Annotated in this window: 24 protein-coding genes; 10 read left to right on the forward strand and 14 right to left on the reverse strand. The window is 60.8% G+C overall.

Features of this window, described 5'->3' with window-relative positions:
* Window positions 1-98: 98 nt before the first annotated feature.
* Window positions 99-482 carry a COG4315 family predicted lipoprotein gene (locus tag J2Y90_RS05495; RefSeq protein ID WP_253497284.1) on the reverse strand — a complete coding sequence of 128 codons (384 nt, stop codon included), beginning with the start codon at window positions 480-482 and terminating at the stop codon, window positions 99-101.
* A gap of 151 nt (window positions 483-633) precedes the next feature.
* On the opposite strand from J2Y90_RS05495, the gene phoB reads away from it, so the two are divergent.
* The 3 genes from phoB to J2Y90_RS05510 all read left to right on the forward strand — a co-directional run bounded on the left by phoB (window position 634) and on the right by J2Y90_RS05510 (window position 4,148).
* Complete coding sequence (gene phoB, locus J2Y90_RS05500) at window positions 634-1,323, forward strand: phosphate regulon transcriptional regulator PhoB (protein ID WP_007896474.1); 690 nt, start codon at window positions 634-636, stop codon at window positions 1,321-1,323.
* Window positions 1,324-1,397: 74 nt separating this feature from the next.
* Entirely contained in the window at window positions 1,398-2,684 is a 1,287-nt protein-coding gene (gene phoR, locus J2Y90_RS05505; protein ID WP_253505067.1) for a phosphate regulon sensor histidine kinase PhoR, read from the forward strand.
* A 123-nt stretch (window positions 2,685-2,807) separates the two neighbouring features.
* Window positions 2,808-4,148 (forward strand): hemolysin family protein, encoded by a 1,341-nt coding sequence (locus tag J2Y90_RS05510; protein ID WP_016772486.1) that lies wholly within the window; start codon window positions 2,808-2,810, stop codon window positions 4,146-4,148.
* A 114-nt stretch (window positions 4,149-4,262) separates the two neighbouring features.
* On the opposite strand, the gene J2Y90_RS05515 is transcribed toward J2Y90_RS05510, so the two are convergent.
* The 7 genes from J2Y90_RS05515 to J2Y90_RS05545 form a co-directional block, all read right to left on the reverse strand.
* Window positions 4,263-5,159, reverse strand: coding sequence for a peptidoglycan DD-metalloendopeptidase family protein (locus tag J2Y90_RS05515; RefSeq protein ID WP_253497286.1), 897 nt, complete (start codon window positions 5,157-5,159; stop codon window positions 4,263-4,265).
* A 207-nt stretch (window positions 5,160-5,366) separates the two neighbouring features.
* Window positions 5,367-6,323 carry a response regulator gene (locus tag J2Y90_RS05520; protein WP_253497288.1) on the reverse strand — a complete coding sequence of 319 codons (957 nt, stop codon included), beginning with the start codon at window positions 6,321-6,323 and terminating at the stop codon, window positions 5,367-5,369.
* Window positions 6,324-6,510: 187 nt separating this feature from the next.
* Window positions 6,511-7,272, reverse strand: a complete 762-nt coding sequence (gene phoU / locus J2Y90_RS05525; RefSeq protein WP_016772483.1) for a phosphate signaling complex protein PhoU — start codon at window positions 7,270-7,272, stop codon at window positions 6,511-6,513.
* A gap of 71 nt (window positions 7,273-7,343) precedes the next feature.
* On the reverse strand, window positions 7,344-8,177 hold the full coding sequence (gene pstB / locus J2Y90_RS05530) for a phosphate ABC transporter ATP-binding protein PstB (RefSeq protein WP_252879120.1): 834 nt from the start codon (window positions 8,175-8,177) through the stop codon (window positions 7,344-7,346).
* A gap of 169 nt (window positions 8,178-8,346) precedes the next feature.
* On the reverse strand, window positions 8,347-10,017 hold the full coding sequence (gene pstA / locus J2Y90_RS05535; protein ID WP_253497290.1) for a phosphate ABC transporter permease PstA: 1,671 nt from the start codon (window positions 10,015-10,017) through the stop codon (window positions 8,347-8,349).
* Window positions 10,018-10,033: 16 nt separating this feature from the next.
* Window positions 10,034-12,319: an ABC transporter permease subunit gene (locus J2Y90_RS05540; RefSeq protein ID WP_253497292.1), complete on the reverse strand. Its 2,286-nt coding sequence runs from the start codon at window positions 12,317-12,319 to the stop codon at window positions 10,034-10,036.
* Between the two features lie 220 nt (window positions 12,320-12,539).
* Window positions 12,540-13,538: a phosphate ABC transporter substrate-binding protein PstS gene (locus J2Y90_RS05545; protein ID WP_253497294.1), complete on the reverse strand. Its 999-nt coding sequence runs from the start codon at window positions 13,536-13,538 to the stop codon at window positions 12,540-12,542.
* A 187-nt stretch (window positions 13,539-13,725) separates the two neighbouring features.
* On the opposite strand from J2Y90_RS05545, the gene J2Y90_RS05550 reads away from it, so the two are divergent.
* Together J2Y90_RS05550 and J2Y90_RS05555 are read left to right on the forward strand one after the other, a co-directional pair.
* Window positions 13,726-14,784 carry a helix-turn-helix domain-containing protein gene (locus J2Y90_RS05550; protein ID WP_253497296.1) on the forward strand — a complete coding sequence of 353 codons (1,059 nt, stop codon included), beginning with the start codon at window positions 13,726-13,728 and terminating at the stop codon, window positions 14,782-14,784.
* A complete protein-coding gene (locus tag J2Y90_RS05555; RefSeq protein WP_253497298.1) occupies window positions 14,781-15,278 on the forward strand; it encodes a type II toxin-antitoxin system VapC family toxin in 498 nt (165 codons plus the stop codon). The genes J2Y90_RS05550 and J2Y90_RS05555 overlap by 4 nt, the downstream gene beginning before the upstream one ends.
* 11 nt (window positions 15,279-15,289) lie before the next feature.
* Here the strand turns inward: J2Y90_RS05555 and J2Y90_RS05560 are convergent, their stop codons facing one another.
* Window positions 15,290-16,588: an MFS transporter gene (locus tag J2Y90_RS05560; RefSeq protein WP_253497300.1), complete on the reverse strand. Its 1,299-nt coding sequence runs from the start codon at window positions 16,586-16,588 to the stop codon at window positions 15,290-15,292.
* A 377-nt stretch (window positions 16,589-16,965) separates the two neighbouring features.
* On the opposite strand from J2Y90_RS05560, the gene J2Y90_RS05565 reads away from it, so the two are divergent.
* Together J2Y90_RS05565 and J2Y90_RS05570 are read left to right on the forward strand one after the other, a co-directional pair.
* On the forward strand, window positions 16,966-17,370 hold the full coding sequence (locus tag J2Y90_RS05565) for an acyl-CoA thioesterase (protein ID WP_003229628.1): 405 nt from the start codon (window positions 16,966-16,968) through the stop codon (window positions 17,368-17,370).
* A 57-nt stretch (window positions 17,371-17,427) separates the two neighbouring features.
* Window positions 17,428-18,327 carry a D-hexose-6-phosphate mutarotase gene (locus J2Y90_RS05570; protein ID WP_253497302.1) on the forward strand — a complete coding sequence of 300 codons (900 nt, stop codon included), beginning with the start codon at window positions 17,428-17,430 and terminating at the stop codon, window positions 18,325-18,327.
* Window positions 18,328-18,412: 85 nt separating this feature from the next.
* On the opposite strand, the gene J2Y90_RS05575 is transcribed toward J2Y90_RS05570, so the two are convergent.
* From J2Y90_RS05575 to J2Y90_RS05595, 5 genes are all read right to left on the reverse strand, one after another.
* Window positions 18,413-18,949, reverse strand: a complete 537-nt coding sequence (locus tag J2Y90_RS05575; RefSeq protein ID WP_253505070.1) for a DUF3299 domain-containing protein — start codon at window positions 18,947-18,949, stop codon at window positions 18,413-18,415.
* Window positions 18,950-19,041: 92 nt separating this feature from the next.
* Entirely contained in the window at window positions 19,042-19,287 is a 246-nt protein-coding gene (locus tag J2Y90_RS05580) for a GlsB/YeaQ/YmgE family stress response membrane protein (protein ID WP_016772475.1), read from the reverse strand.
* Between the two features lie 112 nt (window positions 19,288-19,399).
* The gene (locus J2Y90_RS05585) at window positions 19,400-20,482 is read right to left on the reverse strand and encodes a 5-(carboxyamino)imidazole ribonucleotide synthase (RefSeq protein WP_042608067.1); all 1,083 of its coding nucleotides are present in this window, start codon (window positions 20,480-20,482) and stop codon (window positions 19,400-19,402) included.
* A gap of 10 nt (window positions 20,483-20,492) precedes the next feature.
* A complete protein-coding gene (gene purE / locus J2Y90_RS05590) occupies window positions 20,493-20,984 on the reverse strand; it encodes a 5-(carboxyamino)imidazole ribonucleotide mutase (RefSeq protein ID WP_007920220.1) in 492 nt (163 codons plus the stop codon).
* Between the two features lie 332 nt (window positions 20,985-21,316).
* The gene (locus J2Y90_RS05595) at window positions 21,317-22,225 is read right to left on the reverse strand and encodes a LysR substrate-binding domain-containing protein (protein ID WP_123417696.1); all 909 of its coding nucleotides are present in this window, start codon (window positions 22,223-22,225) and stop codon (window positions 21,317-21,319) included.
* A 180-nt stretch (window positions 22,226-22,405) separates the two neighbouring features.
* On the opposite strand from J2Y90_RS05595, the gene aspA reads away from it, so the two are divergent.
* From aspA to J2Y90_RS05610, 3 genes are all read left to right on the forward strand, one after another.
* Window positions 22,406-23,830, forward strand: coding sequence for an aspartate ammonia-lyase (gene aspA, locus J2Y90_RS05600; protein ID WP_016772472.1), 1,425 nt, complete (start codon window positions 22,406-22,408; stop codon window positions 23,828-23,830).
* A gap of 498 nt (window positions 23,831-24,328) precedes the next feature.
* Complete coding sequence (locus J2Y90_RS05605) at window positions 24,329-25,777, forward strand: alanine/glycine:cation symporter family protein (protein ID WP_253497304.1); 1,449 nt, start codon at window positions 24,329-24,331, stop codon at window positions 25,775-25,777.
* 169 nt (window positions 25,778-25,946) lie between these two features.
* The gene (locus J2Y90_RS05610; RefSeq protein WP_253497306.1) at window positions 25,947-26,951 is read left to right on the forward strand and encodes an asparaginase; all 1,005 of its coding nucleotides are present in this window, start codon (window positions 25,947-25,949) and stop codon (window positions 26,949-26,951) included.
* Window positions 26,952-26,977: the final 26 nt, after the last annotated feature.

A 26,977-nucleotide genomic window follows, 5' to 3' on the forward strand; every position in this document is an offset into this window, starting at 1 on the left:
GGAGTGAGCCTGCTCGCGATAGCGGTGTGTCCGTTAACGAAAGTATCGACTGACACACCGCTATCGCGAGCAGGCTCACTCCTACAAGGGGACCGTGGTTACTTGGCCTTGGCGACTTTCCAGGCGCCGTCCATTTTGCCGTCGCCGGTCATGTCGCCGGCCTTTTTGTCCATTACGAAGGTGTACAGCGGCATGCCTTGGTAGGCCCACTGCATCGTACCGTCGTCACGCTTGATCACCGTCCAGTCGCCCATGGATTTGTCGCCGGCCTCAGCCTTCAGCGGTGGCCAGTTCGTTGCGCATTTGTCGTTGCAGGCAGACTTGCCAGCGGAGTCCTTGGCGAAAGTGTACAGGGTCATGCCCTTGTGATCGGTGTACATGCCGTCCTTCTCCATCGCCGGATCGGCCGCCATGGCCAGGCCCGGCAGTGTCAGGGCGGCGGCCATCAGCAGGGATTTGAAAGAAGCAGTCATCTGAGTCATGGAAACCTTCTTTTGTGGTTGTCAGGATTCGGACTTGGAGCTTAGTTCAGGATCAGCACAAACGCCGCCACTCTGAAATACTGTCACACGACTGCAATAATTCCGTTATCTAATGCGGCGCAAGACAGTTAAATGACAAGAGGATTAAGGCATGGTTGGCAGGAGCATTCTGATCGTCGACGACGAAGCGCCCATTCGCGAAATGATCGCCGTGGCGTTGGAAATGGCCGGCTATGACTGCCTCGAGGCAGAGAACTCACAGCAGGCCCACGCCATCATCGTCGACCGCAAGCCGGATCTGATCCTGCTCGACTGGATGCTGCCCGGCACTTCCGGCATCGAACTGGCCCGGCGCCTCAAGCGTGACGAGCTGACCGGGGACATCCCGATCATCATGCTCACCGCCAAGGGCGAAGAGGACAACAAGATCCAGGGCCTGGAAGTCGGTGCCGACGACTACATCACCAAACCGTTTTCCCCCCGTGAACTGGTCGCCCGCCTCAAAGCCGTGCTGCGCCGCGCCGGCCCCACCGATGGCGAAGCGCCGATCGAAGTCGGTGGCCTGCTGCTCGACCCGATCAGCCACCGCGTGACCATCGACGGCAAACCCGCCGAGATGGGCCCGACCGAATACCGCCTGCTGCAATTCTTCATGACCCATCAGGAACGCGCCTACACCCGTGGCCAGTTGCTCGACCAGGTCTGGGGCGGCAACGTCTATGTCGAAGAGCGCACCGTCGACGTGCACATTCGCCGCCTGCGCAAGGCCCTCGGCGACGCTTACGAAAATCTGGTACAAACCGTGCGCGGCACCGGCTACCGGTTCTCGACCAAAGCCTGATCCGCCCGCCAGACTCGCTGACAAGGACCGTATCGACTGTGAATCAAAACTGGCATGGCACCCTGATTCGCCACATGCTGTTGCTGGTCACCGCCTGCCTGGTGATCGGCCTGATCACCGGCTATTACGGCTGGAGCCTTGCGGCCGGTCTGGGCCTTTATCTGGCCTGGACGCTCAAGCAATTGCTGCGTCTGCACGAATGGCTGCGCCAGCACCAACCCGATGAAGCGCCGCCCGATGGCTATGGCCTGTGGGGCGAGGTCTTCGACAGCATCTACCATCTGCAACGCCGCGACCAACGGGTGCGCGGGCGTCTGCAAGCGGTCATCGACCGGGTACAGGAATCCACCGCCGCGCTGAAAGATGCAGTGATCATGCTCGACAGCGACGGCAATCTGGAATGGTGGAACCGCGCCGCCGAAACCCTGCTCGGCCTCAAGACCCCACAGGACAGCGGCCAACCGGTGACCAACCTGGTGCGCCATCCACGCTTCAAGGAATACTTCGAGCAGGACAGCTTCGCCGAGCCGCTGGAAATTCCCTCGCCGACCAATGATCGGGTGCGCATTCAGCTGTACCTGACCCGCTACGGCAACAACGAACATTTGATGCTGGTCCGCGATGTCACGCGCATCCATCAGCTGGAACAGATGCGCAAGGATTTCATCGCCAACGTCTCCCACGAATTGCGTACGCCGCTGACAGTGATCTGCGGTTACCTGGAAACCCTGCTCGACAATGTCGAAGAGGTGAACCCGCGCTGGAGCCGTGCCCTGCAGCAGATGCAGCAACAGGGCGGGCGCATGCAGACGTTGCTCAACGATTTGTTGCTGCTGGCCAAGCTGGAAGCCACCGATTACCCGTCCGACAACCAGCCGGTGCAGATCGACACTTTGCTGCAATCGATCACCAGCGATGCGCAGCAGTTGTCCGGCGCGAAAAACCAGCACATCACGCTGGAAGCCGACGCCCGCCTGGTGCTCAAGGGCAGCGAGGCCGAACTGCGCAGTGCGTTTTCCAATCTGGTGTTCAACGCGGTCAAGTACACCCCGGCCGAGGGCAACATCCGCATTCGCTGGTGGGGCGACGATCAGGGCGCGCACCTGAGCGTGCAGGATTCGGGGATCGGCATCGACAGCAAACACCTGCCGCGCCTGACCGAACGCTTCTACCGTGTGGACTCCAGTCGCAACTCCAACACCGGCGGCACCGGCCTCGGCCTGGCCATCGTCAAGCACGTGTTGTTGCGCCACCGCGCGCGCATGGAGATCAGCAGCGTGCCCGGCCACGGCAGCACGTTCACCTGCCATTTCGCCCCGGCCCAGGTGGCCAGCGCACGGGTGATCAGCGCCGCCGAGTGATGCCGCCCGGCACACGCCACTAGGCAATCGTCCGGTCAGCCGCTACATTGGCTGACTTGTGCCTGCCTTTCAGGCGCTGTTTTTCCCTACTTTCGAATCACACGGAACCCGCAAAACTCCATCATGGACCCTTCCCCTGGCTTGTCCCTCGCAACCATTTTTGCCGACTTCGGCATGATCCTTTTTGCTCTGATCCTGGTTTTGCTCAACGGTTTTTTCGTTGCGGCGGAATTCGCCATGGTCAAACTGCGCTCGACCCGGGTCGAGGCCATCGCTGAACAGCACGGCTGGCGCGGGCATATCCTGCGCACCGTGCACAGTCAGCTCGATGCCTACCTGTCGGCGTGCCAGCTCGGCATCACCCTCGCCTCCCTCGGCCTGGGCTGGGTCGGCGAGCCGGCGTTCGCGCATATTCTCGAACCGCTGCTGAGCGCAGTCGGCGTCGATTCGCCCGAGATCATCAAAGGCGTGTCGTTCTTCACCGCGTTCTTCATCATTTCGTACCTGCACATCGTCGTCGGTGAGCTCGCGCCCAAGTCGTGGGCGATCCGCAAACCCGAGCTGCTGTCGCTGTGGACGGCGGTGCCGCTGTACCTGTTCTACTGGGCCATGTACCCGGCGATCTACCTGCTCAACGCCAGCGCCAACGCGATTCTGCGCATTGCAGGGCAAGGTGAACCCGGCCCGCACCATGAACACCATTACAGCCGCGAAGAACTGAAACTGATCCTGCACTCCAGCCGCGGCCAGGATCCGAGCGATCAGGGCATGCGCGTACTGGCATCGGCGGTGGAAATGGGCGAGCTGGAAGTGGTCGACTGGGCCAACTCCCGGGAAGACCTGATCACCCTGGAATTCAATGCGCCGCTGAAGGAAATCCTGGCGATGTTCCGTCGCCACAAGTTCAGCCGTTACCCGGTGTACGACAGCGAGCGCCAGGAGTTCGTCGGCCTGCTGCACATCAAGGATCTGCTGCTGGAGCTGGCGGCGCTGGACCACATTCCCGAGTCGTTCAACCTGGCCGAGCTGACCCGCCCGCTGGAGCGCGTATCGCGGCACATGCCGCTGTCGCAGCTGCTGGAACAGTTCCGCAAGGGCGGATCGCACTTCGCCGTGGTCGAGGAGGCTGATGGCAACATCATCGGCTACCTGACCATGGAAGACGTGCTGGAAGTGCTGGTCGGCGATATCCAGGACGAACACCGCAAGGCTGAGCGCGGCATTCTCGCCTATCAGCCGGGCAAGCTGTTGGTGCGTGGCGATACGCCGTTGTTCAAGGTCGAGCGCCTGCTTGGCATCGATCTGGATCACATCGAAGCGGAAACCCTCGCCGGGCTGGTCTACGAAACCCTGAAACGGGTGCCGGAAGAGGAAGAAGTGCTGGAAGTCGAAGGCCTGCGGATCATCATCAAGAAGATGAAAGGGCCGAAGATTGTCCTGGCCAAGGTGTTGATGCTCGATTGATACGCTGATCCTGCACCGCGCCGCGCCTTTCGCGAGCAAGCTCGCTCCCACATTGGAATACGTTTCATCTGTGGGAGCGAGCTTGCTCGCGAAGGGGCCAGCACGGTCACCTCATCACTGTTTGCCCAACGCAAAGTTGGGCAACGCCCCCAGCGGCTGCACAAACTGATACGGAATCGACACCAGCCCTTCGCCGGTATTGCGCTGCACCACGAAGTGCAAGTGCGGGCCGCTGCTGTTGCCGGTATTGCCCGACAGCGCCAGCGGGCTGCCGACCTTGACCCGCTGCCCTTCGCGCACACTCACCGAGCCCTGTTTCAGATGCAGGTACACGCCCATGGTGCCGTCATCGTGCAGCACCCGGACGAAATTGCCGGACGCATCGGTGCCGCGCCCGCTCTGGGAATTCTCGGTCTTCACCACCACCCCCGCTCGCGCCGCGATGATCGGCGTGCCCACCGGCATGGCGATGTCCATGGCGTAGCGATTCTTCGGCCCGTAGTGGCTGTACTGGCCGTTGGCGCCCTGGCTCAGGCGAAACGGCCCGCCACGCCAGGGCAGCGGATAGCGATAGCTCTGCGCCGTGCCTGAGGGGTCGCCCAGCGAATACTGGAACTGCGGCGAATACACCAGCGGCTGGTCGCGGCTGATCGCCGTCAGCAGCGCCAGCCGCGTGTTGCTGCGCGGTGGCAGCACGCGACGGATCGCCTGCGCTGGGGCCCCGCGCACATTGCTCGTGCCGATGAATGCCAGGGCAACCTCGACCGGCGCGTACAGATCGTTGCGCGCAAACACCACATCGACGCCCTTCTGCTTCTTGATGTCCAGGTACACCTGACGGTCGAGACGCTCGACCATGCGATCCTGAAACACGAACACTTTCGCGCCTTTGCTCGGGCGGTCACTGTACGAGACCACGCCGTTGGCGTCGGTGGATTTGTAAATGGTCATGGCCATCGCCAACTGGGAGGCCAGGCAGAGACCGCAGAAAAACAGCAGGCGCGCGAGCATGGGCAAAAGTCTGTCGAAGGGAGGCCTGGGAATCAGCCTAGCAGCTGAGACAGACCAGGCTAGTCGACAGATGTTTCAAATTGGCAGGAGCGGGAGATGGGTAGTGCTTTTGATGGCCCCTTCGCGAGCAGGCTCGCTCCCACAGGTTCGGTGTGATCTCTGTGGGAGCGAGCTTGCTCGCGAAGGCGGTGTCTCAGGCGAAGAAGATCAGGCGCCAGGCACGAAATGCTTCTGCGCCGTCCCACGGGCGATCAGGCGCGAGATGTAGTCTAGCTTCTGCGCGTCCTGGTCGACGAAGCGGAAGGTCAGTTGCAGCCAGTCGCTGTCGGCCTTTTGCTCGTGGGCGACGATGGCGTGCAGGTAACCATTGAGGCGGGCGATCTCGGCGTTGTCACCCTGCTCAAGATCGAGCACGGCGCTGTCGAGGATCTGCGGCAGGGTCTCGGTGCGCTTCACCACCAGCAACGCTTCCTTGATGCTCAACGCTTTGATCACGCATTGCTGGGTACCGCTCGGCAACCGCAACTGGCCCTGACCGCGACCGCCCACCGGCGCCTTGGATGCACCGGGCGCCTGCACTGGCGGGCTGTTGAGCAAACCGCGCGATGGCGCAGCGGCGGCTGCCGGAGCTGCAGCGGCAGGCTTGGCAAACGGGTTGGCCGCAGCGGCAGCCGGAGCACCGCCAACCACGGCAGGCTTGCCACCGGTCAGTGCGCTCAGGGAATCGTTGCCGAACGCCGAGTTCATCTTGGTCGGCGCGCTGTTCATCAGGGTGTCGAGCTTGCCGACCTTGTTCAGCGCCTGCTTGACCTTGGTCAGCAACTGCTCGTTGGTGAACGGCTTGCTGACGTAGCCGGAAACGCCGGCCTGAATCGCCTGTACGACGTTTTCCTTGTCGCCACGGCTGGTCACCATGATGAAGGGCATGGTCTTGAGGTTGTCCTGCTCGCGGCACCAGGTCAGCAGTTCAAGACCGGACATTTCCGGCATTTCCCAGTCGCAGAGCACCAGGTCAAACGCCTCTCTGGCCAGCATGGCCTGGGCTTTTTTGCCGTTGATGGCGTCCTCGGTGCGGATCCCCGGGAAGTAATTACGCAGGCACTTTTTCACCAGGTCACGAATGAACGAAGCGTCGTCCACGACCAACACACTGATCTTGCTCATCCAACACCCCTATTAAAATCCCGGCAAGCATAACGCTGGCTGATGGCACATTGCCAAAACTCTTCAGTCACGCCGGGACTTTTCGTTCGCGGGTGCTGCTTTTTGATTCGCTTTAATTCGCGTCCGCCTTTGAAAAGCAGAAACAAAAACGCCCGGCCAGAGGGCCGGGCGCTTTTCTCAGGCAATCTTACTTATCGTCAGCTTCGCCCGGAACATTAGCGGTTTCGGCACTTGTGCCTTCAACTTCTTCCTTCATGCGCTTGAGGCCCATGTGCCGCACATCGGTGCCGCGCACCAGGTAGATCACCAGCTCGGAGATGTTGCGTGCGTGATCGCCGATGCGCTCCAGCGAACGCAGGACCCAGATGATGCTCAGCACCCGCGAGATAGAGCGCGGATCTTCCATCATGTACGTGGCCAACTCGCGCAGAGCGGTCTTGTATTCGCGGTCGATGATCTTGTCGTACTGCGCCACCGACAAGGCCAGATCAGCGTCGAAACGCGCGAAAGCGTCCAGCGCATCGCGAACCATGTTGCGCACCTGATCGCCAATGTGGCGAACCTCGACGTAACCACGCGGCGCTTCGCCTTCTTCGCACAACTGGATGGCACGGCGGGCGATCTTGGTCGCTTCGTCGCCGATACGCTCAAGATCGATTACCGACTTGGAAATGCTGATGATCAAACGCAGATCGGACGCCGCCGGCTGACGACGGGCAAGAATGCGCAGGCATTCTTCGTCGATGTTGCGTTCCATCTGATTGATCTGGTCGTCGATCTCACGGACCTGCTGAGCCAGACCCGAGTCGGCCTCGATCAGCGCCGTCACCGCGTCGTTGACCTGCTTCTCGACCAGCCCGCCCATGGCAAGGAGGTGGCTGCGCACTTCCTCGAGCTCAGCGTTGAACTGCGCGGAGATGTGGTGGGTAAGGCCTTCTTTACTAATCATGTTGGCGTCCTTGGAGCGTCCGGTAAGGTGCGGTGGGCCGCAGCGTCAATTCTGTGAATAACCCGCAACTGTCAGCCATAACGACCGGTGATGTAGTCTTCGGTCTGCTTCTTCGCCGGATTGGTGAACAGGGTATCGGTGTCGCCGAATTCCACCAGTTTGCCCATGTACATGAACGCCGTGTAGTCCGAAACCCGCGCGGCCTGTTGCATGTTGTGGGTCACGATGACGATGGTGAACTTGGACTTCAGCTCGTAGATCAGCTCTTCGACTTTCAGCGTCGAGATCGGGTCGAGAGCGGAGCACGGCTCGTCGAGCAGCAGCACTTCCGGCTCGACCGCGATGGTGCGGGCGATCACCAGACGCTGTTGCTGACCACCGGAAAGGCCAAGGGCCGAGTCGTGCAGGCGATCTTTGACCTCGTCCCACAGAGCCGCGCCCTTCAACGCCCACTCGACCGCTTCGTCGAGAATGCGCTTCTTGTTGATGCCCTGGATGCGCAGACCGTAGACCACGTTTTCGTAGATGGTCTTCGGGAACGGATTGGGCTTCTGGAACACCATGCCGACGCGACGACGCAACTCGGCAACGTCTTCGCCCTTGCGATAGATGTTATTGCCGTACAGGTTGATCGCGCCCTCGACGCGGCAGCCGTCGACCAGATCGTTCATCCGGTTGAAGGTGCGCAGCAAGGTCGACTTACCGCAGCCGGACGGACCGATGAACGCGGTCACACGCTGCTTCGGGATATTCATGCTGACGTCGAACAGCGCCTGTTTCTCGCCGTAGTACAGGCTCAGGCCCGGGACTTCGATGGCAACGGTTTCCTGCGCCAGATTCAGGCTCTGCTTGTCGCGGCCCAGGGCAGACATGTTGATGCCGTGGCTGTGTGTTTCGTGCTGCATGGGAGGCTCCCTGTGCTAACAAATTCGGTTCGGAACACTGCTTTTGCAGTTTCCATCAATGTCGCGACGGACGCAGTTCAATGTGGGAGCGAGCTTGCTCGCGAAGGGGCCAGTGCAGCCGTCAAAAAGCTTCGCGAGCAAGCTCGCTCCCACAGGGTTCGCGTCGTCCTTAGCTGTCCAGTGCTTTGTATTTTTCGCGCAGGTGGTTGCGGATATACACCGCCGACAGGTTCAGCGTTGCGATCACCAGCACCAGCAGCAGCGCGGTGGCGTACACCAGCGGGCGGGCGGCTTCGACGTTCGGGCTCTGGAAGCCGACGTCATAGATGTGGAAGCCCAGGTGCATGATCTTCTGATCCAGGTGCAGGTACGGGTAGTTGCCGTCCACCGGCAGCGACGGCGCCAGTTTCACCACACCCACGAGCATCAGCGGCGCCACCTCACCGGCGGCGCGGGCCACGGCGAGGATCATGCCGGTCATCATGGCCGGGCTGGCCATCGGGATCACAATCTTCCAAAGGGTTTCAGCCTTGGTCGCACCGAGGGCCAACGAGCCTTCACGCACGGTGCGCGGGATACGCGCCAGACCTTCCTCGGTCGCCACAATCACCACCGGCACCGCCAGCAGCGCCAGGGTCAGCGAAGCCCAGAGCAGGCCCGGCGTACCGAAGGTCGGCGCCGGCAGCGCTTCCGGGAAGAACAAACGGTCGACCGAACCACCCAGCACGTAGACGAAGAAGCCCAGACCGAACACGCCGTAAACGATGGCCGGAACACCGGCAAGGTTGTTGACCGCGATACGGATAATCCGCGTCAGAGTGTTCTGCTTGGCGTATTCGCGCAGGTACACCGCCGCCAGCACGCCGAACGGGGTGACGATCATCGCCATGATCAGGGTCATCATCACGGTGCCGAAGATCGCCGGGAAGATCCCACCTTCGGTGTTGGCTTCACGCGGGTCATCGGAGAGGAATTCCCAGATCTTGCTGAAGTAGAAACCGACCTTGGTGAAGGTGCTCATCGCGTTCGGCTGGTAGGCGTGAACCACTTTGCCCAGACCGATTTCAATCTCTTTGCCGTTGGCATCGCGAGCGGTCAACGCGTCGCGGTTGAATTGCGCATGCAGGTCAGCCAAGCGTGCTTCGATGTCTTTGTAGCGAGCATCCAGCTCGGCGCGCTCGGACGCCATGTCCGCTTGTGCGGTGGCGTCAAGCTTGCCTTCCAGCTCCAGTTTGCGACCGTGCAGACGGATGCGTTCGAGGCCGGCGTTGATCGCACCGATATCAGACTTTTCCAGCGTCTTCAGCTGAGCAGCCAGCTCGTTCACACGATCGATGCGCGCTTGCAGCTCGGGCCATGCGGCCTCGCCCTCGGCGATGACCTTGCCGTCCTGTTTGACGTTGACCAGGTAGCCGTAGAAATTGCCCCACTCGCGACGCTCGATCGCCATTAGCTCGGGCGGCGTGGTCTGCTTGGTCAGCCACTCGCCGACGATCCAGGTGAAGTCGTTGCCGTTCAGGTCACGGTTGCCGACCTTGATCAGCTCGCGGGTCATGAATTCCGGACCTTCGTCAGGCACCGGCAGGCCGGCGCTCTTCAGACGTGCGCGCGGCACTTCTTCTTTCTGCACCACTTCGCCGACGATCAGGTGGTTGGCCTGGCCGGGCACGTCGTAATGGGCGTGAATCAGATCCGCCGGCCAGAAATGACCGAGACCGCGCACGGCAATTACCGCCAACAGGCCAATGGTCATGATGACCGCGATGGACACTGCGCCACCGCTGATCCAGACGCCCGGGGCGCCGCTCTTGAACCATCCTTTCAGGGAGTTCTGTTTCACAGACTTCTACCTTTGCTTAAAGCGACGAGTATTTCTTGCGCAGACGCTGACGAATCAGTTCTGCCAGGGTGTTCATGACGAAGGTGAACAGCAGCAGCACCAGCGCCGAGAGGAACAGCACGCGGTAGTGGCTGCCGCCGACTTCCGACTCGGGCATTTCCACCGCGACGTTGGCGGCCAGCGTGCGCAGGCCTTCGAACAGGTTCATCTCCATGACCGGGGTATTGCCGGTGGCCATCAGCACGATCATGGTTTCGCCGACCGCACGGCCCATGCCGATCATCAGCGCCGAAAAGATGCCCGGGCTGGCGGTGAGGATCACCACGCGAGTCATGGTCTGCCATGGCGTCGCACCAAGGGCGAGAGAACCCAAAGTGAGACCGCGCGGCACGCTGAACACGGCGTCTTCGGCGATCGAGTAGATGTTCGGGATCACCGCAAAGCCCATGGCCAGACCGACCACCAGGGCGTTGCGCTGGTCGTAGGTGATGCCCAGGTCATGGGATATCCACATGCGCATGTCGCCGCCGAAGAACCAGTTCTCCATGAACGGGCTCATGTACAGCGACAGCCAGCCCACAAACAGAATCACCGGAATCAGCAGCGCGCTTTCCCAGCCGTCCGGGACTTTCAGGCGGATCGACTCGGGCAGGCGGCTGAAGGTGAAACCGGCGACCAGAATGCCGATCGGCAGCAGCATCAGCAGGCTGAAGATGCCCGGCAAATGGCCCTCTACGTATGGCGCGAGGAACAGGCCGGCGAAGAAACCGAGGATCACTGTCGGCATTGCTTCCATCAGCTCGATCACCGGTTTGACCTTGCGACGCATGCCCGGGGCCATGAAGTACGCGGTGTAAATTGCCGCAGCGACGGCCAGTGGCGCCGCCAGCAGCATCGCGTAGAACGCGGCTTTCAAAGTACCGAAAGTCAGCGGCGACAGGCTCAGTTTCGGTTCGAAATCGGTGTTGGCTGCCGTGGATTGCCAGACGTATTTAGGCTCGTCGTAATTCTCGTACCAGACCTTGCTCCACAGCGCGCTCCATGACACTTCCGGATGGGGGTTGTCGAGCAGCAGCGGTTGCAGCTTGGCGCCGGCTTCGACGATCACCCGGTTGGCGCGCGGCGACAGGCCGAACAGGCCCTGACCTTCAACTACCTGATCGACCAGCAAAGTACGGTGTGCGGTGCTGTGGAACACGCCAAGTTTGCCGCTGGCATCGAGGGCGAGAAAGCCTTTGCGGCGTTCTTCGGCGGCGATTTCAACGATTGCCGTGGTACCCATCTGGAAGGTGCGGATCTGCTTCAGACGCTGCTCGCCATCGGTGTCGCGGGCCATGAACCACTGGGCCAGACCGCCCTTGGAATCGCCGATGATCAGCGAGATGCCGCCCACCAGTTGCGTGGTCGCGGTCACTTCGGCATCAGCGTTTTCCAGCAGTTTGTAGCGACCGTTGAGGCTCTTGTCGCGCAGGCTGAACACGTCGGCCTGGGCACGCCCGTTGACCACATACAGCCATTGCTGGCGCGGGTCGACGAAGATGTTTTTTACCGGTTCGGTCATCTGCGGCAGATCGATACGCTTCTGCTCGCTGGTGACTTCGCCGGTCATCATGTTTTCTTCGCTGGTCAGCGATAGCACGTTGAGTTGCGAACCGGTGGAGCCGACCAGTATCAGGGTCGAATCGGTGGCGTTGAGGCTGACATGTTCCAACGCACCGCCGCTTTCATTCAGCGCGATCGGCGCCTCACCATACGGATATTCGATGGCCGGGCTGATGGTTTTCTTGCCGTCGGGGTAGCTGACCTTATAGGTGTGGCGGAACACCAGCGCCTTACCGTTGGACAGGCCCACGGCCACCAGCGGCTGACCCGGCTGATCTTCACCAATCGAGGTTACGGTTGCGCCCGCTGGCAGCGGCAGATCGACGCGTCTCAATTCAGCGCCACTGTCGAGGTCGAAGAACAGCGCCTGGCCCTTGTCGGAGACGCGCATGGCCACCTGATTCTGCTCCTCGAGCGAGATCATCAGCGGCTTGCCGGCGTCCTGCATCCAGGCCGGGGTGATGGAATCTTTCGCGGTCAGGTCGGCACCTTGAAACAATGGCGCAACGACGTAAGCGAGGAAGAAGAAAATCAGGGTGATGGCTGCCAGCACCGCCAGGCCGCCAACGAGGACATACCAACGGGTGAAGCGATCCTTGAGCGCGCGAATGCGACGCTTGCGTTGCAGCTCAGGCGTATTGAAATCAATGCGCTTGGGAGGGGAAGACGTAGTCATTGGGGAATTGGCCAGATCATTCATGCGCACACCCTAGCGATCCTGTATGACAGAAAGATGACAGTGCAGTGACGCAGCAAATCCGCCACTCGGAGGGCCCGGCAGCGGAGTCGAAAATTCGTGTTTGTGGGAGCGAGCCTGCTCGTGAAGGGGTGTCATGTGCAACATCGCTGCTGACTGATCCACCGCTTTCGCGAGCAGGCTCGCTCCCACGGGAGTCCGGCTTCAGGCCGGCCCCAGGGTGTTACTTCTTGGCGACTTCAGCGCCTTCCTTCAGACCGAGGTCAGCCAGTGCTTTTGCAGCAACCTTGGCTGGCAGCGGGATGTAGCCGTCCTTGACCACGACTTCCTGACCCTGTTTCGACAGGATCAATTTGACGAACTCGGCTTCCAGCGGTGCCAGAGGCTTGTTCGGCGCCTTGTTGACGTAAACGTAGAGGAAGCGCGACAGCGGGTACTTGCCGTTCAGAGCGTTTTCTTCGGTGTCTTCGATGAAGTCCGTGCTGCCCTTCTTGGCCAGAGCGACGGTCTTCACGCTAGCGGTCTTGTAGCCGATGCCCGAGTAGCCGACGCCATTAAGCGAGCTGCTGATCGACTGCACCACCGACGCCGAACCTGGTTGTTCGTTAACGTTTGGCTTGTAGTCGCCTTTGCACAGAGCTTCTTCCTTGAAGTAGCCGTAGGTGCCGGAAACCGAGTTACGGCCGAACAGTTGCACTGGCTTGTTGGCCAGGTCGCCGGTCACGCCCAGATCGCCCCAGGTTTTCACATCGGCCTTGGCGCCGCACAGGCGGGTCGACGAGAAAATCGCGTCAACCTGTTCCATGGTCAGGTGCTGGATCGGGTTGTCCTTGTGCACGAACACGGCCAGGGCATCCACTGCAACCGGGATCGCAGTCGGCTTATAGCCGTACTTCTGCTCGAATGCCTGCAGCTCGTTGTCCTTCATCTTGCGGCTCATCGGGCCCAGGTTGGCGGTGCCTTCGGTGAGTGCAGGTGGCGCGGTGGAGGAACCGGCAGCCTGAATCTGGATGTTTACGTTCGGGTATTCTTTTTTGTAGTTCTCGGCCCACAAGGTCATGAGGTTGGCCAGGGTATCGGAACCGACGCTGGACAGGTTGCCCGACACACCAGTGGTCTTGGTGTAGCTCGGGATAGCAGGGTCAACAGCGGCGAACGCGTTGGCAGTCGCAACGCCAGCAGCGACAAAAGTCATTGCCGCCATCAAACGCTTCAGTTTCATGCCTTACTCCTAGCAGATAGGGGGTGTTAAGTCGGGGCCCAGTATCGGCAGGCCATATGAACACTTTATGGCTGAAATATGACAATTGGATGAAAGGCCAGCATCACTCGCAGCAGAAAAGAAGAAACCTTTTCGAAGTTGACAAATCACTAACAAAATATAGTCTTGTCAACCACGAGAGGAACCCATGATAAACGACCGTATTCGCCGCGCGCGCCTGCAAAAAGGCCTCACTCTTGAGGCTTTGGCCGATCAGCTCGGCGACATAACCAAACAAGCCCTGAGCAAATATGAAAAAGGGTTGAGCACTCCGAACTCGACTCGCCTGCTGCAACTGGCCAAAGCTCTTCATGTCAGCCCGGAGTATTTCTTCCGTGCCGATGCGATTGCGCTCGCGCCGCTGGAGTTTCGCAAACTGGCAAGGATGCCTAGATATCGTCAGGCACAGGTGGAAGAGAAAATTCGTGAACACCTCGAGCGCTACATAGCACTAGAGGAATGTTTCAATCCCGCTGATATCTATACCCCGGCGACCCCCTCACAAATGATTCAGGTTTCCTGCCTCGATGAAGCCGAGCAGGCAGCTGAAGAGCTTCGCCAGTTCTGGGGCATCGGTAGCGACCCGATCGCCAACCTGACCGAGCAACTGGAAGAGCACAGTATCAAGGTTGCGATGCTCCATGGCCCGGACGATTTCGACGGCGCCTGTGCTGCCACTGGCAACGGCGAGCACGTGCTGATTGCTTTGAATGCGGACCGCCCTGGCGAAAGAATCAGGTTTACTGCCGCTCACGAGCTCGGTCACTGGGTAATGGCATTACCGGAAAATATGCCCGAGAAGGACAAGGAAAATTGCTGCCATCGATTCGCGGGCGCCTTCCTTTACCCGGCAAAAGGCGTCACCAGTGATTTCGGTAGCCATCCTCGATCCAGAGTTCACCCCCGTGAGTTACTGATTGCCAAGCGCCAATACGGCATCTCCATGCACGCGGCGCTGAGACGACTCAAAGATCTGAGGCTTCTAAGCGAGAACGGCTACAAATCGCTGACTATCCAATTCAGTGCCAATGGCTGGCGCAAATCGGAACCTGAGCCGTTGCCATGCAAACCACCACAAAGATTCGAATCGCTGGCATTCTGGGCTCTGGCCGAAGGGTTGATCAGTAAATCCAGAGCCGCTGAACTTCTGCGCAAACCAGTGAGCGCACTGGACCCTAATTTCCTGGGTTCACTGGAGAATGCATGAGTCTGATCTACATCAGCGATACGAATATATGGATTGACTTCAGAAATGCCAGATTGCTGGAGCAGATGTTTCAACTGCCGTTCACCCTTTGTTGCGCTGACTTTGTAATGCAGGAGCTCGCAGACTTCCCTCATGAAGAACTGCTTGAGCGAGGATTGAACGTTGAGTCGTTCGACGAATCGGGGGTGCTCAAACTTTTCGGACTGAAAATCGAGCACAACAACAGCTCACTGGCTGACGTGTCTTGCTACTTGCTCGCTCAGGAAACAGGCCGACCGCTCTTGACCGGAGACGGCAAGTTGCGGCGTCAGGCACAACGAGATGGATTACAGGTACACGGTGCGCTGTGGTTACTGGATTTGATGGTTGAACATCAAGTGATCGACCATCTCCATGCTGCGAACTCCTTGGCTCACATGCTTGAGCATGGCGCTCGGCTACCGGTTGGTGAGTGTGAAGCAAGGCTCTCGCGCTGGCGAGAGCCACAGCCGTAGTGAAGTGCCAGTCAGCGGCCTCTTTTCCAGAGCCACGCCCCTACCACCATCCCCATCGCGCACAACACCGCCACATAGTAAGCCGGCCCCATCGCGCTTTCCTTCAGCAGCAGACTCACCACCATCGGCGTCAAGCCACCGAAGATTGCGTACGCGACGTTGTAGGAAAACGACAACCCGCTGAATCGCACCACCGGCGGGAACGCCTTGACCATTACGTACGGCACCGCGCCGATGGTGCCGACCAGCAAACCGGTCAGTGCGTAAAACGGGAACAGCCAGTTCGGGTGGTCGGCGAGGCTGTGGTAGAAAGTCCAGGAGCTGATCAGCAGGCCCAGGCAACCGAACACGAATACGCGACCGGCGCCGAAGCGGTCGGCCAGTGCGCCGGCGCCAATGCAGCCGAGGCTGAGAAAGACGATCGCCAGGCTGTTGGCTTGCAGCGCCGTGGTTGGCGAGAAGTGGTAGACCGTTTGCAGCACGGTCGGAGTCATCAGAATCACTACGACGACGCCGGCCGAGAGCAACCAGGTCAGCAGCATCGAGATGGCGATGGCGCCGCGGTGGTCACGCAGTACCGCGCGCAGCGGCACTTCTTCGGCCAGTGCCTTGCGCAGTTGCAGTTCGGCGAATACCGGGGTTTCGTGCAGCCAGCGGCGCAGATACACCGAGAACAGGCCGAACACGCCGCCAAGCAGGAACGGGATCCGCCAGGCGTAATCCGACACTTCGGCTGGCGTATAAATGCTGTTGATCGCCGTGGCGACCAGCGAGCCGAGGAGGATGCCGGCCGTCAGGCCGCTGGTGAGCGTGCCGCAGGCATAACCGATGTGCTTTTGCGGTACGTGTTCGGAAACGAAGACCCACGCCCCCGGCACTTCACCGCCAATCGCCGCGCCCTGGATCACCCGCATCAGCAGCAACAGGATCGGCGCCCAGATGCCGATCTGCGCGTAGGTCGGCAGCAGGCCCATGATCAGGGTCGGCACGGCCATCATGAAAATGCTCAGGGTGAACATCTTCTTGCGCCCCAACAGGTCGCCGAAGTGCGCCATGACGATGCCGCCCAGCGGCCGCGCCAGATAGCCGGCAGCGAAAATGCCAAAGGTCTGCATCAAGCGCAGCCACTCGGGCATGTCGGCCGGGAAGAACAGCTTGCCGACCACGGTGGCGAAGAAAACGAAGATGATGAAATCGTAAAACTCCAGCGCCCCGCCAAGGGCGGACAGCGACAGAGTCTTGTAGTCGTTGCGGGTCAACGGTCGTGCGGGTTGCTCGGGCTGCGCGAGGCTCGAAGGCGCTGTGGTCATGGCAAGGGCTTCTCTTATAGTCGAATCTGTCGCCACAACAACGCTGGCGGTGGCTTGGACAGGTTCGGCACCATAGCAAATTGTTCGAAAAAGCACATAGAGGTGCGTAATTGACGGTCGAAATCAGAACCGGGTGGTCGTCGCGGGGTCTATCGACCGATATACTCGCCAACTGCGCAGGATTTGTAAGAGGTTACTGTGCGAAAACGTTGTTGGCCCGTCCTTTGCTCGGGATTTAGCCTTTTTCGCAGAGTTTCCCTTTAGGCGCCTGATGGAAAACGTGACGAACGCAGTGTGTTCGGTGTTGAATCGTTTTTCTTGAAGACGGCTACCACCCGCAATACCCACGAAGAGTCACGGGTCAGAGGCCCCTCGGCATGATAGAGCTCGAACAAGAAGATCCGATCCCACAGGGCGACCTGGCCCTGCAAATCACCGCACTTCCGCGCGAAACCAACGGCTTTGGCGATATTTTCGGCGGCTGGCTGGTCGCGCAGATGGATCTGGCCGGCACCGCCATGGCCAGCCGTGTTGCCGGTGGCCGCGTCGCCACTGTTGCCATCGACCGCATGGCGTTTCTGGTGCCGGTCGCCGTCGGCGCGCAGTTGTCCTTTTATACCCAGACCCTGGAAATCGGCCGCAGCTCGATCCAGATGATGGTCGAAGTGTGGAGCGATGACCCACTGTCCAGCGAATGGCGCAAGGTCACCGAAGCGGTTTTCGTCTTCGTCGCCATCGACGGCAGCGGTCGCACCCGCTCGGTGCCGCCACGCGCGCGTTAAACCTCGCGGCCGTTTTGCGGTCGATAGTCGTCCCCAGTGTCTGATCGAGAGTTGCCCATGAACACGCCCAACGTTGAAGCCGTGAAACAGGATGAACTGAACTGCTGGCGCATCCGCCACGGCAAGGCCGAAGTGCTGGTGGCCCAGCAAGGCGCGCACATCCTCAGTTATCAGATCGACGGCCAGCCGCCGATCATCTGGCTCAACGACAAGGCCGAATTCAAGACCGGCAAAAGCATCCGCGCCGGTGTGCCGGTGTGCTGGCCGTGGTTCGGCAAATTCGAACGCAACCCGAGCAGCGTGCAGGCCATGTACACCGGCGAGCAACCTGCCCCCGCCCACGGTCTGGTGCGGGCGATGGACTGGGAATTGGGCAACATCGAATCAGAGGCTGACGGCATCAAGGTCGAGTTCAAGTTGCCCTACCCGGAAGGTGGCCTGCCGGGCTGGCCGCACGAAGTTGATCTGACCTTGACCCTGCATCTGGCGGATCAACTGCATTACAGCCTGACCAGCCATAACCGTGGTACTGACACCGTCACACTGAGTCAGGCGCTGCACACCTATTTCGCCGTGAGTGACGTGCGCAATGTGCATGTCGACGGCGTGGCCGGTTTGAATTACATCGAGACCCTGGACGACTGGAACACCGCCAGCCAGAGCGGCGATCTGCATTTCAGCGGCGAGACCGATCGCATCTATCTCGACGCTCCGCCGCAGCTGAGCATCGTTGATCCGGCCTGGGAACGACGCATCGTGCTGACCTCTACCGGCTCGCGCACTGCCGTGATCTGGAACCCGTGGATCGACCGCGCCGCCGCGCTGCCCGACATGGACAACGATGGCTGGCAGCGCATGCTGTGCATCGAGACGGCGAATGTGATGGATGATCTGGTGACCCTGGCGCCGGGTGCGCGCCATACGATGGGTGTTAGCGTCGCCAGCAAACCGCTTTAAGATCAAAAGATCGCAGCCTTCGGCAGCTCCTACATTTGGAATGCATTTTCCATGTAGGAGCTGCCGAAGGCTGCGATCTTTTGCTTTAAAGGTCAGCCTCCTCCACTACCCGCACCTTCTCCGCTTCCAGCGCATAGGCCGCATCCGCCAGGTCATTACTGACCTTTTCGATTTTCAGCGTGCCGGTCACCCAGAGCGGTGTATAGATGTCGTCGAGCTTCAAACCTTTCGGATACCGCACCAGCACCAGTTGATTCGGCGGCGGTGGCGGCACGTGGATGCAGGCGCCCGGATACGGCACGAGGAAGAACAGCGTGCTGCGGCCCTTGGCATCGGATTCCAGCGGCACCGGGTACCCGCCGATGCGAATGTGCTTGTCGTTCATCGACGCCACGGTTTTCGTCGAATACATCACCGCCGGCAGACCTTTGGCCTGCTTCATCCCGCCCTTCTCGGTGAAGGTGCCAGTGGCCTCGGGGGAGTTGTGGTCGATTTCCGGCATGGCCTCGAGGGCCTTCTGGTCCGACTTGGGCATCAGTTCCAGCCAGTCGGTTTCCGGCAGTTCGCCGGCGTGGGCGAGATAGCTGCCCAGCAAGAGGAGAGTCAACAAAAGACGGCGCATGAAGTGCTCGGCAGGCAAAGGAATGAACGGTGAGTTGCCGCGCATTCTAGCTCTCCCGGCCGCGATGGCCGAGAGGGCTTTGTCGCTTTCGATCAGTTCTTTTTGATCAGACCGTAGATCACCAGCAACACGACAGCGCCAACCAGTGCGCCGAGGAATCCCGCGCCCTCGCCCGCCTGATAGATGCCCAGAGCCTGGCCGCCGTAGGTGGCTGCCAGCGAACCGCCGATACCGAGCAGGATGGTCATGATCCAGCCCATGCTGTCATCGCCCGGTTTCAGGAACCGAGCCAGCAGGCCGACGATCAAGCCGATAAAGATGGTTCCGATAATTCCCATGGCATTTCCCTCTGATTTGGTAGATATGCGAAAGCCTAGACAGACTTTGGCATCCTGCCATGAGAGAACGGCGGCCCTTGAATGGTTCCGCCGCTGCCACATGAAACCGCTTTTACTCGGCGATCAGCGCTTCGACCTTGATGATCTGCGCTTGCAGCGTGGCCATGTCGGCGCAACGCAGGTTGGCGTGGCCGACCTTGCGTCCGGCCTTGAAAGCTTTGCCGTAGTGATGCAGATGGCAGTCTTCGATGGCGATGACTTTTTCCACCGGCGGCACTACGCCGATGAAGTTGAGCATCGCGCTCTCGCCGACCTTGGCGGTCGAACCCAGCGGCAGGCCGGCCACGGCACGCAGGTGGTTTTCGAACTGGCTGCACTCGGCGCCTTCGGTGGTCCAGTGGCCGGAGTTGTGCACGCGCGGGGCGATTTCGTTGGCTTTCAGGCCACCGTCGACTTCAAAGAACTCGAAAGCCATCACGCCGACGTAGTCGAGGTGCTTGAGCACACGGCTGGAATAATCTTCCGCCAGCGCCTGCAACGGGTGATCGGTGCTGGCCACCGACAGCTTGAGGATGCCGCTGTCGTGGGTGTTGTGCACCAGTGGATAGAACTTCGTTTCGCCATCGCGGGCACGCACGGCGATCAGCGACACTTCGCCGGTGAACGGCACGAAGCCTTCCAGCAGGCAGGCGACGCTACCCAGTTCGGCGAAAGTGCCCGCCACGTCTTCAGGTTTGCGCAGGACTTTCTGGCCCTTGCCGTCGTAACCCAGGGTGCGGGTTTTCAGCACGGCCGGCAGACCGATGGAAGCGACGGCGGCTTCCAGATCGGCTTGCGACTGGATGTCGGCGAAGGCCGGGGTCGGAATGCCGAGGTCCTTGAACATGCTTTTTTCGAACCAGCGGTCACGAGCAATGCGCAGGGCTTCGGCGCTCGGGTAGACCGGCACGAATTGCGAAAGAAACGCCACGGTTTCGGCCGGGACGCTTTCGAATTCGAAGGTCACCAGATCGACTTCATCGGCCAGTTGGCGCAGATGATCCTGATCGCCGTAATCGGCCCGCAGGTGTTCGCCCAGTGCGGCCGCACAGGCGTCCGGCGCAGGGTCGAGAAAAGCGAAGTTCATCCCCAGCGGAGTGCCCGCCAGGGCCAACATGCGACCCAACTGGCCGCCACCGATTACACCGATCTTCATCTCAACAACCTCAGGCAATACGTGGGTCTGGATTGTCCAGGACGCTGTCTGTCTGCTCGGCACGGAAGGTTTTCAGTACCGCGTGGAACTGCGGGTGCTTGGCGCCAAGGATGCTCGCCGAGAGCAGGGCTGCGTTGATCGCGCCAGCCTTGCCGATGGCCAGGGTAGCGACCGGAATGCCCGCTGGCATCTGCACGATCGACAGCAGCGAATCGACGCCCGAGAGCATCGCCGATTGCACGGGCACGCCCAGCACCGGCAGGTGCGTCTTGGCCGCACACATGCCTGGCAGGTGGGCTGCGCCACCGGCACCGGCGATGATCACCTCGATGCCGCGGCTTTCAGCCTCTTCGGCGTACTGGAACAGCAGATCCGGGGTGCGGTGGGCGGAAACCACCTTGACCTCGTACGGGATGCCGAGCTTTTCCAGCATATCGGCGGTGTGGCTAAGGGTGGACCAATCGGACTTGGAGCCCATGATCACGCCAACCAGTGCACTCATCGTCGCGCCTCTTCTCTCTGGAGCGCCCGCAGGCGCGTCATAAAACAACAAGCCACGCAGGTTGCGTGGCTTGATTGTACGAAAAATGGCCGGACGTGCCGGCCGAAGGCCGCGCAGTATACCGCAAAGAAGGCAATAAACAGCCCCCGAAACGACCATCTGTCAAATGAGCGAAAGGCCCGGTTTTATTGACTTGAAGGTCAGCACAGACACACCACAAATTCCATTGTGGGAGCGCGCCTGCTCGCGAAGAGGGAGTATCAGTCAGCATTTATGTTGTCTGACACACCGCTTTCGCGAGCAGGCTCGCTCCCACAGGGCTGCGGGTGTGTTCAAGAGTTTTGTGCAGCGCCGCCTTCGAGCTTGCGCCAAAGCAGACGGACGTTGGCCTTGCGCACCAGGGCGCAGCGGTACAGGCGGATCTCCAGCGGCACATGCCACTGCGGGCCGCCGCACACCACCAGCTCACCGCGGGCCAGTTCGGCGCGTACGCTCAGCTGCGGCACCCAAGCGATACCGAGGCCTTCCAGCGCCATGCTCTTCAGGCTGTCGGCCATGGCGGTTTCGTAGATCGTGGTGAAGCGCAACTGGCGCTGGCGCAGCAAGCCGTTCACTGAACGACCGAGAAACGCCCCAGCGCTGTAAGCCAGCAACGGCACGCTCGCCTCGCCTTCCAGATCGAACAACGGCTTGCCATCCAGATCCGCTGCGCACACCGGCAGCATCTCGGTCTGGCCCAAGTGCAGCGAGGGGAAGATTTCCGGGTCCATCTGCATCGCCGAATCCGGGTCGTAGAACGCCAGCATCAGATCGCAGCCACCTTCGCGCAGCGCATGCACGGCGTCGCCAACGTTGGTTGCCACCAGCCGCGTGGCGATGTTCAGTCCTTCGTTGCGCAACTGGGCGATCCAGCGCGGGAAAAAGCCCAGGGCCAGCGAGTGCGCCGCCGCGACTTGCATCACCTCGCCCTGCCCGCCTTCCAGATGATGCAGATGGCGCAGCACTTCACCGAGCTGTTCGACCACCGTGCGCGCAGTCACCAGAAACAACTGCCCCGCCGCCGTCAGTTCGACCGGCGTGCGCGAGCGATTGACCAGGGTCAGCCCCAGCGCCGCTTCGAGGCTGCGGATCCGCCGACTGAACGCCGGCTGGGTCACGAAGCGCCGTTCGGCCGCCTGCGAGAAGCTGCGAGTGGCGGCCAGGGCACTGAAGTCCTCGAGCCATTTGCTTTCCAGATTCATCACGTCCTCCCGGGCACGCACCAAAACAGGTCACACGTCTGCCGCACAGACGGCGTCACATGGGCATTATGCCGAATGTGCATAGGGCAGTGCTGAACAGCATTGGCCCAAAAATCCCCACAAGCCTAGCATTCGCAGCGTTCCGGCACAGACCGGGTCCTTATCGAGATGATTTCTATCATGTCCTCCGCTGCATCTTTCCGCACAGAAACCGACCTGCTTGGCGCCCTCGAAGTCCCGGCCCATGCGTATTACGGCATCCAGACCCTGCGAGCGGTGAACAACTTCCGCCTCTCGGGCGTTCCGATTTCGCATTACCCGAAACTGGTTGTGGGCCTGGCGATGGTCAAACAGGCCGCCGCTGACGCCAACCGCGAGCTGGGTCACCTGAGCGAAGCCAAGCACGCTGCCATCAGCGAAGCCTGTGCGCGATTGATCCGCGGCGATTACCACGAAGAATTCGTGGTCGACATGATTCAAGGTGGCGCCGGTACTTCCACCAACATGAACGCCAACGAAGTGATCGCCAACATTGCTCTGGAAGCGATGGGGCACGAGAAAGGCGAATACCAGTACCTGCACCCGAACGATGACGTGAACATGGCGCAGTCGACCAACGACGCCTACCCGACGGCGATCCGTCTGGGTCTGCTGCTCGGTCACGATGCGCTGCTGGCCAGCCTCGACAGCCTGATTCAGGCCTTTGCGGCCAAGGGCAAAGAGTTCGATCATGTCCTTAAAATGGGCCGTACCCAGTTGCAAGACGCCGTGCCGATGACCCTCGGCCAGGAATTCCGTGCCTTCGCCACCACCATGGGCGAAGACCTGGCGCGTCTGAAGACGCTGGCCCCGGAACTGCTGACCGAGGTCAACCTGGGCGGCACCGCGATCGGCACCGGCATCAACGCTGACCCGCGTTATCAGGCATTGGCTGTTCAACGTCTGGCATTGATCAGCGGCCAACCGCTGGTACCGGCCGCCGACCTGATCGAAGCGACCTCCGACATGGGCGCCTTCGTGCTGTTCTCCGGCATGCTCAAGCGCACCGCGGTCAAGCTGTCGAAGATCTGCAACGACCTGCGCCTGCTGTCCAGCGGCCCACGCACCGGCATCAATGAAATCAATCTGCCGGCGCGTCAGCCAGGCAGCTCGATCATGCCCGGCAAGGTCAACCCGGTGATCCCGGAGGCCGTGAACCAGGTAGCGTTCCAGGTCATCGGTAACGATCTGGCGCTGACCATGGCAGCCGAAGGCGGCCAACTGCAGTTGAACGTGATGGAGCCGCTGATCGCCTTCAAGATCCTCGACTCGATCCGCCTGCTGCAACGCGCCATGGACATGCTGCGCGAGCACTGCATCGTCGGCATCACCGCCAACGAAGCGCGCTGCCGTGAACTGGTCGAGCACTCGATCGGTCTGGTCACCGCACTGAACCCGTACATCGGCTACAAGAACGCCACCCGCATCGCCCGTATCGCCCTTGAAAGCGGCCGTGGCGTGCTGGAACTGGTGCGCGAAGAAGGTCTGCTCGACGAAGCCATGCTCGCCGACATCCTGCGCCCGGAAAACATGATCGCCCCGCGTCTGGTTCCGCTCAAAGCCTGAGCCGACGCGAACTTGCAGCACCGCTCACCAGGTCGAGGGACTAGACACCTCTCACCTTTTGAGGGCTTGGGGATTTTGTCCCCGAGCCCTTTTTTTTAACTGTTTGAAGGACAAACGTCTTCTGTAGGAGTGAGCCTGCTCGCGATGAACGATGACGCGGTGTGCCATTAGAACCGCAGCGCCTGCATCGCGAGCAGGCTCACTCCTACAAAAGCCCGGCGCCGGTAACGCCGGGTGCTTCAACGCTTCGTTTCGTCGCTTGCACCACTACCGTGCAGACGGGCGCGCCACTGATCGGTATAGTGCCGCCCCTCTTCGCGTGAGCGGTCGTCGGGAACGAGGCCATAACCCATGCGAAACCCGAACTAATAACAAAACCCGCGATATGGATCCGGGACGAAACCTTCGCCTCACCCGTCGTGCCGCGCGCAGACCGGTGTAACACGATGTTTCTCCGATCCAGCATTTGCACCCACAAAAAACAGCGAGGAAAAATCCATGCTCGAAGTCATCAACGACTTCCTCTCAGGGAAAGTACTGATCGTGCTCATTGTCGGGCTCGGTAGCTACTTCACGATTCGCTCGCGTTTCGTTCAACTGCGTCATTTCTTCCACATGTTCGCGGTGTTCCGCGACAGCCTCAAAGGCAGCGCCGGGCAACTCAGCTCGTTCCAGGCCTTGATGCTCAGCCTCGCCGGCCGCGTCGGTGCGGGCAACATCGCCGGTGTCGGCATCGCCGTGACCCTCGGTGGTCCGGGTGCGGTGTTCTGGATGTGGGTGACCGCACTGGTCGGCATGTCCAGCAGCTTCTTCGAGTGCACCCTGGCCCAGGTCTACAAGCGCGCCGATGGCGACGGCCTGTACCGTGGCGGTCCGGCCTACTACATCCAGCACGGGCTCAAGCTCAAAGGCATGGCGATAGTGTTCTCCGTTCTGCTGCTGGTCACCTACGGTTTCGCCTTCATCGGCCTGCAGTCCTACACCGTGACCCACTCGCTGCAGAACGCCTTCGACTTCGATCCGCGCCACACCGGGATCGTCCTGGCGGTGCTGTTGGCCATCACCTTTATCGGCGGCATCAAGCGCATCGCTTCGGTCTCCGACCTGCTGGTACCGATCAAGACCCTGGCCTACATCGGCGTGACCCTGTACGTGATCGGCACCCAGATCGAACATGTGCCGTCCATGCTGGAAACCATTTTCAAGAGCGCCTTCGGCCTCGACCCGGCCTTTGCCGGTCTGCTCGGCAGCGCGATTGTCATGGGCGTGAAGCGTGGCGTGTTCGCCAACGAAGCGGGTCTGGGCAGTGCGCCGAACGTCGCTGCCGTGGCCGCCGTGAAGCACCCGGGCGCGCAGGGCGTGGTCCAGGCTTTCAGCGTGTTCCTCGACACCTTTGTGATCTGCACCTGCACCGCACTGCTGATCCTGCTGTCGGGCTTCTACACCCCGGGCTTCGAAGGTGACGGCATCGTGCTGACCCAGAACTCGCTGGCTGCCGTGGTGGGTGACTGGGGTCGCATGTTCGTCAGCGTCGCGCTGTCGCTGTTCGTCTTCACCTGCATCCTCTACAACTACTACCTGGGCGAGAACAGCTTGCAGTTCCTCAGCCGCAACCGCGCGCTGCTGATGCTTTTCCGTGGCCTGGTGCTCGCGCTGGTGGTGTGGGGTTCGATGCAGGACCTGACGACGGTGTTCGCCTTCGCCGACATCACCATGACCTGCCTGGCGTTCGTCAACCTCGTGGCCTTGGCCATGCTGTTCAAGGTCGGCCTGCGCGTGATGCGCGACTACGACGAGCAGCGCCGCGCCGGCGTCAAACAGCCAGTATTTGATTCGAGCAAATTCGCCGATCTGGATCTGGATCGCAACGCCTGGCCGGTGAACCCGCCAGCAGCGGCGGGCCAGACTGAAACTGCGCCGCAAGGCGTACCTGCAGCGCAACGCTGACAGGTGGATGACGGGCGCATCCCCTGCGCCCGTCGGTTATTGTGATGCAATAACCTGTAGGAGTGAGCCTGCTCGCGATAGCGATTGGTCAGTTTCATTTGATTAACTGACACGACGCCATCGCGAGCAGGCTCGCCCCCACAGGGCCCTCATCGTTTCGGAGAATCCTATGAGTTCGTCGACCTATCCCGCCGCTCAACACGTCATGGTGCTTTACACAGGTGGCACCATCGGCATGCAGGCCAGCGCCAACGGCCTGGCCCCGGCGTCCGGTTTCGAAGCGCGGATGCGTGACTACCTGCACAGCCAGCCTGAGCTGGTGGTGCCGCAGTGGCAATTTCGCGAGATGTCGCCGCTGATCGACAGCGCCAACATGACCCCGGCCTACTGGCAGCAACTGCGCGAAGCGGTGGTCGATGCCGTGGACGGGCAAGGCTGCGACAGCGTGCTGATCCTGCACGGTACCGACACCCTGGCCTATAGCGCCGCGGCGATGAGTTTCCAGCTGCTCGGCCTGCACGCCCGTGTGTGCTTCACCGGTTCGATGCTGCCGGCAGGCGTGACCGACAGCGATGCCTGGGAAAACCTCGGCGGCGCGCTGGTCGCCCTCGGCCAAGGCCTGGCGCCGGGCGTGCATCTGTACTTTCACGGCGAACTGCTTGCGCCGACCCGTTGCGCGAAAGTGCGCAGTCTTGGCCGTCATCCGTTCAAACGCCTGGAGCGTCAGGGCGGCGGCGTGAAAGCGCCTTCGATTCCAGCCGCACTGAACTACAACCAGCCCAGGCAACTGGCCAAGGTTGCGGTGTTGCCGTTGTTCCCCGGCATCAGCGCCGAAGTCCTCGACGGCCTGCTCGACAGCGGCGTTCAAGGTCTGGTGCTGGAGTGCTATGGCAGCGGTACCGGGCCGAGCGATAACCCAGAGTTCCTCGCCAGCCTTGGCCGCGCGCGGGACAACGGCGTGGTGGTCGTGGCCGTCACACAGTGCCATGAGGGCGGCGTTGAGCTGGATGTCTACGAGGCTGGCAGCCGTTTGCGCGGTGTTGGCGTGTTGTCCGGTGGCGGAATGACCCGTGAGGCAGCGTTCGGCAAGTTGCATGGTTTGCTGGGTGCCGGGCTGGAAAATGTTGAAGTGCGTCGGCTGATCGAACTGGATTTGTGTGGTGAGCTGATCTGACACTCCGCAAAACCCTGTAGGAGTGA

This window comes from Pseudomonas koreensis (assembly GCF_024169245.1).
GTDB classification, from domain to species: domain Bacteria; phylum Pseudomonadota; class Gammaproteobacteria; order Pseudomonadales; family Pseudomonadaceae; genus Aquipseudomonas; species Aquipseudomonas koreensis_F.

Bases quoted from the DNA above. Each gene is read 5' to 3' on its own strand.
- J2Y90_RS05495 (WP_253497284.1), bottom strand. From the start codon at position 482: ATGACTCAGATGACTGCTTCTTTCAAATCCCTGCTGATGGCCGCCGCC.
- phoB (WP_007896474.1), top strand. From the start codon at position 634: ATGGTTGGCAGGAGCATTCTGATCGTCGACGACGAAGCGCCCATTCGC.
- phoR (WP_253505067.1), top strand. From the start codon at position 1,398: ATGCTGTTGCTGGTCACCGCCTGCCTGGTGATCGGCCTGATCACCGGC.
- J2Y90_RS05510 (WP_016772486.1), top strand. From the start codon at position 2,808: ATGGACCCTTCCCCTGGCTTGTCCCTCGCAACCATTTTTGCCGACTTC.
- J2Y90_RS05515 (WP_253497286.1), bottom strand. From the start codon at position 5,159: ATGCTCGCGCGCCTGCTGTTTTTCTGCGGTCTCTGCCTGGCCTCCCAG.
- J2Y90_RS05520 (WP_253497288.1), bottom strand. From the start codon at position 6,323: ATGAGCAAGATCAGTGTGTTGGTCGTGGACGACGCTTCGTTCATTCGT.
- phoU (WP_016772483.1), bottom strand. From the start codon at position 7,272: ATGATTAGTAAAGAAGGCCTTACCCACCACATCTCCGCGCAGTTCAAC.
- pstB (WP_252879120.1), bottom strand. From the start codon at position 8,177: ATGCAGCACGAAACACACAGCCACGGCATCAACATGTCTGCCCTGGGC.
- J2Y90_RS05540 (WP_253497292.1), bottom strand. From the start codon at position 12,319: ATGAATGATCTGGCCAATTCCCCAATGACTACGTCTTCCCCTCCCAAG.
- J2Y90_RS05545 (WP_253497294.1), bottom strand. From the start codon at position 13,538: ATGAAACTGAAGCGTTTGATGGCGGCAATGACTTTTGTCGCTGCTGGC.
- J2Y90_RS05550 (WP_253497296.1), top strand. From the start codon at position 13,726: ATGATAAACGACCGTATTCGCCGCGCGCGCCTGCAAAAAGGCCTCACT.
- J2Y90_RS05555 (WP_253497298.1), top strand. From the start codon at position 14,781: ATGAGTCTGATCTACATCAGCGATACGAATATATGGATTGACTTCAGA.
- J2Y90_RS05560 (WP_253497300.1), bottom strand. From the start codon at position 16,588: ATGACCACAGCGCCTTCGAGCCTCGCGCAGCCCGAGCAACCCGCACGA.
- J2Y90_RS05565 (WP_003229628.1), top strand. From the start codon at position 16,966: ATGATAGAGCTCGAACAAGAAGATCCGATCCCACAGGGCGACCTGGCC.
- J2Y90_RS05570 (WP_253497302.1), top strand. From the start codon at position 17,428: ATGAACACGCCCAACGTTGAAGCCGTGAAACAGGATGAACTGAACTGC.
- J2Y90_RS05575 (WP_253505070.1), bottom strand. From the start codon at position 18,949: ATGCGCCGTCTTTTGTTGACTCTCCTCTTGCTGGGCAGCTATCTCGCC.
- J2Y90_RS05580 (WP_016772475.1), bottom strand. From the start codon at position 19,287: ATGGGAATTATCGGAACCATCTTTATCGGCTTGATCGTCGGCCTGCTG.
- J2Y90_RS05585 (WP_042608067.1), bottom strand. From the start codon at position 20,482: ATGAAGATCGGTGTAATCGGTGGCGGCCAGTTGGGTCGCATGTTGGCC.
- purE (WP_007920220.1), bottom strand. From the start codon at position 20,984: ATGAGTGCACTGGTTGGCGTGATCATGGGCTCCAAGTCCGATTGGTCC.
- J2Y90_RS05595 (WP_123417696.1), bottom strand. From the start codon at position 22,225: ATGAATCTGGAAAGCAAATGGCTCGAGGACTTCAGTGCCCTGGCCGCC.
- aspA (WP_016772472.1), top strand. From the start codon at position 22,406: ATGTCCTCCGCTGCATCTTTCCGCACAGAAACCGACCTGCTTGGCGCC.
- J2Y90_RS05605 (WP_253497304.1), top strand. From the start codon at position 24,329: ATGCTCGAAGTCATCAACGACTTCCTCTCAGGGAAAGTACTGATCGTG.
- J2Y90_RS05610 (WP_253497306.1), top strand. From the start codon at position 25,947: ATGAGTTCGTCGACCTATCCCGCCGCTCAACACGTCATGGTGCTTTAC.